5 protein-coding genes are annotated in these 7557 nt (G+C 65.3%); 1 reads left to right on the top strand and 4 read right to left on the bottom strand.

Translation table 11 applies throughout. The features are described from left to right. Positions 1–128: 128 nt before the first annotated feature. The gene (locus ACFVYC_RS11980; protein ID WP_387550086.1) at positions 129–1091 is read right to left on the bottom strand and encodes a trypsin-like serine peptidase; all 963 of its coding nucleotides are present in this window, start codon (positions 1089–1091) and stop codon (positions 129–131) included. Positions 1092–1449: 358 nt separating this feature from the next. Between ACFVYC_RS11980 and ACFVYC_RS11975 the strand changes: the two genes are divergently transcribed. Further along, on the top strand, positions 1450–3669 hold the full coding sequence (locus ACFVYC_RS11975; protein WP_387550085.1) for an NADP-dependent isocitrate dehydrogenase: 2220 nt from the start codon (positions 1450–1452) through the stop codon (positions 3667–3669). 143 nt (positions 3670–3812) lie between these two features. Here the strand turns inward: ACFVYC_RS11975 and ACFVYC_RS11970 are convergent, their stop codons facing one another. From ACFVYC_RS11970 to ACFVYC_RS11960, 3 genes are all read right to left on the bottom strand, one after another. Further along, positions 3813–4358, bottom strand: coding sequence for a hypothetical protein (locus tag ACFVYC_RS11970; RefSeq protein ID WP_387550083.1), 546 nt, complete (start codon positions 4356–4358; stop codon positions 3813–3815). Next, positions 4355–5578, bottom strand: coding sequence for a serine/threonine-protein kinase (locus ACFVYC_RS11965; RefSeq protein WP_387550100.1), 1224 nt, complete (start codon positions 5576–5578; stop codon positions 4355–4357). Before ACFVYC_RS11965 ends, ACFVYC_RS11970 begins: the two co-directional genes overlap by 4 nt. Positions 5579–5876: 298 nt before the next feature. Further along, the gene (locus ACFVYC_RS11960; protein ID WP_387550081.1) at positions 5877–7535 is read right to left on the bottom strand and encodes a beta strand repeat-containing protein; all 1659 of its coding nucleotides are present in this window, start codon (positions 7533–7535) and stop codon (positions 5877–5879) included. Between the last annotated feature and the right edge of the window lie 22 nt (positions 7536–7557).

Genomic DNA, 7557 nt, shown 5'->3' with positions numbered 1-7557 from the left:
TACTTCCGGGTCTCCGCTGAAACATCGCTTAAATGCGGCACGGTCGTTGCAACTCCCAAAATCTATGGGTGTTGCAACGACCGCTAGAACTCAAGAAAGGGGGCAGGCGCCGTCGTTGTTCGGCTTCGTTACAAAGAAGCTTGTGCCACAGTGTACGTATCCTTGATGACGTCGTCCCAGGCCGGGCCGTACAGAACCTTCGAGCCCTTGTAGCCGTAACTGTTGATCGAGTTTTGGAAGCCGCCCGGGCCTGACCCGATCAGCCATGGACCACCGGATGAGCCGCCGTTCATGTCACAGGGGATGCCCTGGGTGCCGAACCCCGGGTTGATGGTGTCCGGCCTTGCCGTGCCGGCGCAGCTCCTGAGGGTCTCGCCGGTAAAGGGACTCGATGCCGGGTACCCATAGGACGTGTAGTACTGTCCCTTGGCTTGGTTGAACGCTACGCCCGAGCCGCCCACTACGTCGGTCAGGAGCCGGCCGGTTTCGTCCGGGGCCACCACGGCAAAGGCGGTGTCGTACGTCATGTCGCCGCCGGAGCTCCAGCCGATGGGCGCGTACAAGGCCGTGGCTGTCCACGTGCCGTAGGGCCGTTCGCCGTTTTCATACGCGGGGACAAAAGCGAAGTTCTCAGCTTCCTGCCCCAGCCCGTCCATGGTGCAGTGGCCGGCCGTGGCCACGGTGCTTCGGTTCGCGGAGGTAACGGCGTTGCCGGAGCAGACGTAGTTGGCGCCGCCCATGGTGAAGAAGACCTTGCCGATGTGCTTCACGGTCGCTGGGGCTTCAGCCTTGGCGCGGGTGCCCTTGATTTTGCTGCTCTTGCCCTTTTTCACGGTGTCCACGCTGGAGCGGTTGCCGCGTTCGAGTGCCTTGCCGCTCAGGACCTCGCCGGGAACGGCCTGCCGCATCCGGTCGGCGGTCCAGTAATCGGCCACGCCGGTACTGTCCACAACCGCGCTGACGACGGTGGGAGTTTTCTTTTCATCGGAAGCGGCGGGGGCAGCAGTGGCCCCGCCTGCGGAGCAGAGCGTCAGTGCGGCTGCTGCTGAGAAGCTTAAAAATCCGGAAACTAAGGACCTGGTGCGAATCATTGTTGTCCTGTCCTAACGGGGAGGGCCCCGGGGGAGGGCCATGAGTGACGTGGCAAACATATAGCCGGATACAACATTGTAGATAGTAGCCACGTATCGGCTAGTGCTTTAGTCCTTTTCCTGCCCCGCAGCTTCAAACAAGGGGGCCCTGCGGCCCACCCCAAGCGGAAAGCGCGACGGCGGGCGGGCACCCGGGGCGAGTGACGCCGTCGGACGTTCTGCATCGCTGTAATCCTGTCCGCTGGAAGGGTAACCCTGACATTCCAGTAGGGTTCAAACCCGTGGGCTCGGGTAGGTTATAGATGGTGAAATAGACCGGATTTCATAATTAAGCCGACCTTCAGGGAGACGCCCGCGCATGTCCAAGATTATCTACACCCACACCGACGAAGCGCCGATGCTGGCTACCTATTCGTTCCTGCCCATCATCGAGGCGTTCGCCTCGACAGCAGGTGTGGAGGTGGAGACCCGCGACATTTCGCTCGCCGGCCGCATCATCGCCGTTTTCGGTGACTACCTGACCCCCGAGCAGCAGATCGGTGACGCCCTTGCTGAACTCGGTGAGCTGGCAAAGACGCCGGAAGCCAACATCATCAAACTGCCCAACATCAGCGCCTCCATCCCGCAGCTGAAGGCAGCCATCGCCGAGCTGCAGGGCCAGGGCTACGCCCTCCCCGACTACCCGGACAACCCGTCCTCGGATGAGGAGACGGCCGTCCGCTCCCGCTACGACAAGATCAAGGGCTCGGCCGTGAACCCGGTGCTGCGCGAGGGCAACTCGGACCGCCGCGCACCCCTGTCCGTCAAGAACTACGCACGCCAGAACCCGCACTCCATGGGCGCCTGGACCGCCGACTCGAAGACCAACGTGGCCACCATGGGCAAGGACGACTTCCGCTCCAACGAGAAGTCAGTCGTCATCGAGTCCGAGGGCACCATCGCCATCCAGCTGGTCCGCGAAGACGGTTCGGTCAAGGTCCTGAAGAAGGCCTTCCCCGTAATGGCCGGCGAGGTCATCGACGGTACCGTGATGCGAGCCGCTGCCCTGGACGAGTTCCTGCAGGCACAGGTTGCCCGCGCCAAGGAAGAAGGTGTCCTGTTCTCCGCCCACCTCAAAGCCACGATGATGAAGGTCTCCGATCCCATCATCTTCGGCCACGTGGTCAAGGCCTACTTCTCCGAGCTCTTCGACACCTACGGCAAGCAGCTCGCCGCCGCGGGGATCAGCCCCAACAACGGCCTCGCTGCCATCCTCAGCAGCCTCGAGGACCTGCCGGAAGACGTCCGTGAAGGCGTCCAGTCGCTCATCAAGAAGGGCCTCGAAGACGGCCCCGCCCTGGCTATGGTGGATTCGGACAAGGGCATCACCACCCTGAACGTGCCCAGTGACGTCATCGTGGACGCCTCCATGCCCGCCATGATCCGCAGCTCCGGCCACATGTGGGGCCCGGACGGCGCGGAAGCCGACACCCTCGCAGTGCTGCCGGACAGCTCCTACGCCGGGATCTACCAGGTGGTCCTCGATGACTGCCGCGCCAACGGCGCCTACGATCCCACCACCATGGGAACCGTGCCGAACGTGGGCCTCATGGCGCAGGCAGCTGAGGAATACGGCAGCCACGACAAGACCTTCGAACTCCAGGAAGCCGGCACCGTGCAGATCGTGGACGGCTCCGGCAACGTCCTGATCGAACACCAGGTCTCCGAGGGTGATATCTGGCGCGCCTGCCAGACCAAGGACCTGCCCATCCGCGACTGGGTCAAGCTGGCCGTCACCCGTGCCCGCGCCTCCCAGACGCCGGCCGTGTTCTGGCTGGATGAGGAGCGCGCCCACGACGCCAACCTCATCGCCAAGGTCAACGAGTACCTGAAGGACCACGATACCGAGGGGCTGGACCTCCGGATCCTCTCCCCGGTGAAGGCCATCGCGTTCACCCTCGAGCGCATCCGCAAGGGCGAGGACACCATCTCGGTTTCCGGCAACGTCCTCCGCGACTACTTGACGGACCTGTTCCCGATCCTGGAACTGGGCACCAGCGCCAAGATGCTCTCGGTTGTTCCGCTGATGAACGGCGGCGGGCTTTTCGAGACCGGCGCCGGCGGGTCCGCCCCGAAGCACGTCCAGCAGCTGCTCAAGGAAAACCACCTGCGCTGGGACAGCCTGGGCGAGTTCCTGGCCCTGGCCGTCAGCTTCGAGCACCTGGCCACCACCACCGGCAACGCCCGCGCCCAGGTCCTGGCCGACACCCTGGACCGTGCAACCGGCACCTTCCTGCTGGAAAACAAGTCGCCCAGCCGCCGTGCGGGCGAGCTGGACAACCGTGGCAGCCACTACTTCCTGGCCCGCTACTGGGCAGAGGAACTGGCCAAGCAGACGGACGACGCCGATCTGGCCACCTCCTTCAGCTCCGTCGCCGACGAACTCTCCTCCAAGGAGGAGACCATTGTGGGCGAGCTGGCTGAAGTCCAGGGCTCGCCGGTGGACATCGGAGGCTACTACAACCCGAACGACGCGAAGGCATCCGCCGTGATGCGCCCGTCCGCCACGCTGAACAAGGTGCTCGCCACCCTGAGCTAGGGGCCGGCTGCTGCGGCAGCGAAACAGGCAACACCGAAGAGGCGGTGCCCCGGGGTAAATTCCCGGGGCACCGCCTCTTTACTATTGCGGCACGAACTACCGTGCGGCCCGCTGCCGACGCGACGCCGTCGGGCTTTTATAGCTCAGTCCTTGCCTTTGCCCTTGCCCTCGTTGTCCTTCTTGTCGTCAATGGTTCCGGTTCCGGTTCCGGTTCCGGTCCCGGTTTCGGTTGCTGGGGCGGGCGCAGGCTCAGGTGCCGGTGCCGGTGCCGGGGCCGGGGCCTCGGCGGACGGCGAGGACGTTTGGGCCGCCTGGTCCGCTGCGGTTTTCGCGTCTTCTGCTGCCTTGGCAGCCGCAGCAACAGCATCCTCGAGGTCGGCGCGGACGGCCGCTGCGACGGTGGTGATGGTCTGCCGGCGCTCTTCTGAAACTTGGCCCTTGGCCTGTGCCGCAGCCAACTCCTGCTCAAGGCCTTCCAGGGCTTTCATCGCGGTGGCGGGATCATTCCGCGAGGAGGCCTCGCTGACTTCCAGGACCCGCGCCTGGAGCGGCCGGGCAGTCCCTGGCTGCAGTCCCGCGTCGGTGGGACCGCAGCCAGCCAACAGAACGGCTGCCATAACCGCAGCCGTCCACGTCCTTACAACCCGCACGTGCGAGCCGTTGGAAATGCCCAACAGTTCAAGGCTCAAGGTTCCACGCTCTTTTGGAGTTCCTCGAGGTGCTCGCCAAGGACGCCGGTCACCGTGGGGTAAGGCACGACGTCGCGTGGGGACTGGGTGGACAGACTCACCAACACTGCCGCCACGGCTGCCGCTACCACTACTACCCCAAGGAGCACCGCCAGCCACAGGCGACTGCGCTTGGATCCTGTGGACCGCTCCTTCTTCGGCTGCCTGCCCTTCGCTGCTTGTCCAGGGACGGCCGGGGAAGCTTCGCCAGCCGGCCCTGCTGCCTCCCGCAGTTCGTCCACCGACTCTTCAGCAGTGATGGAGGGCGGGTGGAACGGCATGGCCGGCAGGACCCTCGTGGTCTCGGGAACGAGTTCCCCCGGGGTTGAAGCCGGCGAGACCAGCGCCTGCCTGAGGGCGGTCTCGATGTCCGCGGCGGCGGGGCGTTCCAGGGGTTCGATGGCTGTCATGGAGCGAACCAGGTCAGCCCATTCGGCTGGCAGGTCCTCGGGAATTTCCGGCGCCCGGTGCAGTCGCGCCACTGCTGATTCAACTGCGCCGCCCGGATACTCAACCGTGCCCTTGATGCATTCAATCAGCACAAGCCCTAGGGAGTAGATGTCCGAGGCAGGGGAGAGGGGCTGGCCCAGGGCCTGCTCAGGGCTCAGGTAAGCGGCAGTGCCCACCATTGTTCCCGTGGCTGTCAGCCGGGTGGAGTCAGCGATCCGGGCAATGCCGAAGTCCGTAAGTTTGGGACGCAGTGGTTCCCCGGGCCGGATCTGCACCAGCAGGATATTGGCTGGTTTGATGTCGCGGTGGATGATACCCAGACCGTGGACATAAGCGAGCGCGTCCGCGATGCCGGCCCCGATGACTGCCAATTCCTCGAGGGGGACGCGGCTGTGCCGGATCCTGGTCCGCAGATCCTGGCCGTCAACAAGTTCCATGGTGAGGAAAGGTCTCGGTTCGTCAGGGATCCGGTCATCGATACCGGCGTCGAAAAGCGTGACCAGTCCAGGATGATTGAGTGTTGCCAGAAGCTGGATTTCCGCTTCCTGCCGCTTCAATTCGTCGGCGTCCGGAGCCTGCGGGGCAAAGAGTTTTAGGGCGACATCGCGGCCCAGGTTCTCGTCCCGGGCACAGTACACCGATGACATTCCGCCGCGGCCAATAACTTCACCCAACCGATAACGACCGCCAACCACTTCATTCTTGATGGAGCTAGGCGATTCCGCCACCATGACCTGTTCCTCCCGGTGCGCTGCGGCACTGTCGTACAACAAATTATACGGGCGGTGGACTAAACGGACGATTAGCCGGGTCCCTGTTCTGTGACACGCCGGGGGCCCGGCGGCGAAACCGTGTTGGTGTTTCGCTGCCGGACCGCCGGCCACAAGGACATGTGTGCTGATGACATGTTTGCGGTGTTTTGTGTGTTGGGTTTGTGTTGTGTTGGGGTCCTCCTTCCACTTAGCCTGCCGGGTGCTGCCGCTTCAGGCGCAGCGTGCAGGCACTGTGAGCGTTCGGTGTCCTGGGTGCCTAGGAGACCTTGCGCTTGCGGAGCATCAGGAGGATTCCGGCTGCCAGGAGCAGCAGGGCCAGCGGGACCAGGGTGGTGTCCGCGCCGGTGTTGGCGAGGGCGGTGGCACCCCGGGTGGTGGCTGCCGGGGCGGGGTTGGCGCGGACGGTGGTGTCGAGTCCGATGGCGCCGCTGACTGCGGTTGAACCGGCCGGTGCTGCGGAGAAGCCGCCGGCGGCTGCAGCTCCGGTGGTGCCGGAGTCTGAACCGTTGTTGGTGCCGGAGTCAGAGCCGTCTCCGTCGCCGGGGGTGCCGGTTCCGGGGTCTACGGTCCCGGTGCCTCCGGTGTTTCCGTCACCGGGGGTTTCCGTACCGGGGTTCTCGGTGCCCGGTGTGCCGGTGCCCGGGTTCTCCGTGCCATTACCGTCACTACCCAGTCCCAGTCCCAGTCCGAGGTCCAGGCCCAGGTCGATGCCGGCAACCAGTCCACCGGTGGTCAGCCCATCGGTGGCACCATTCGTGCCGCCGAGGCTGACGTCCACGAGGGCGTCGAGACCGTTGGTAGTGAGCCCATCAGTAGCACCGTTCGTACCGCCGAGGCTGACGTCCACGAGTGCGTCGAGACCGTTGGTGGCGAGCCCATCAGCAGCACCGTTCGTACCTCCGAGGCTGACATCCACCAGCGCATCCAAACCATCGATGGTGAGATCGGTAGCACCGTTCGTACCGCCAAGGCTGACATCCACCAGGGCGTCGAGGCCGTTGGTGGTGAGCCCATCAGTAGCACCGTTGGTGCCGCCAAGGCTGACATCCACCAGGGCGTCGAGACCGTTGGCGGTAAGTCCGTCGGTGGCGCCATCGGTACCGCTTCCGCCGAGGCTGACGTCCACCAGGGCGTCCAGACCATTGGTGGTGAGCCCATCAGCAGCACCGTTCGTGCCGCCGAGGCTGACATCCACCAGTGCATCCAAACCATCGGTGGTGAGTCCGTCGGTGGTGCCGTTGGTGCCGCCTAGGCTGACGTCGACCAGGGCGTCGAGACCGTAGGTGGTGAGTCCGTCAGCGGCGTTGGTGTTGCCGAGGTTGGCGTCCGCGACCGCGGCCGCGGCGAGGTCCGGGCTGGTGGCCTGGCCGGCCCCGTTGCCCAGGTCAACCACGACGTCCGCAGCGGCGGTCAGGTCGCTCACGGCCGGGGCGGGTGCGGCGGGAACCGTGTTGTCGAGGTTGGCGTTTGCGACCGCGGCTGCGGCGAGGTCCGGGCTGGTGGCCTGGACGGCCCCGTTGCCCAGGTCAACCACGACGTCCGCTGCGGCGGTCAGGTCGCTCACGGCCGGTGCCGGTGCGGCGGGAACCGTGTTGCCGAGGTTGGCGTCCACGACCGCGGCCGCGGCGAGGTCCGGGCTGCTGGCCTGGCCGGTGCTGTCCGATCCGGTGCCGGGCAGGGCTCCGAGATCCAGCGCGGCGGTGACGACGGCGGCGACGGCCGGTGACTGGGACGGCGTTGGGTCACCCAGCAGACCCAACGACGACGTGTCAGCGGCCGCCGCCGAGATCAGGGCGGACGCGGAAAGATCCGGCCCGGTGGTGGTGTCCGCGGCGTTGGCCGCGGTGCAGCCGAAGGCTAAAAGCCCGCCGGCAAAGAGCGTGCCGAGCATCCCCCGGCGAAGGTTCGAACTCATGATGATGTCTCCTGAAAAAGTT

The sequence above is a fragment of the Pseudarthrobacter sp. NPDC058329 genome, from assembly GCF_042879835.1.
In the GTDB taxonomy this organism is placed as follows: domain Bacteria; phylum Actinomycetota; class Actinomycetes; order Actinomycetales; family Micrococcaceae; genus Arthrobacter.
Note: the sequence above shows the minus strand (reverse complement) of the source record. Positions and strands in the feature narration are given on the sequence as shown.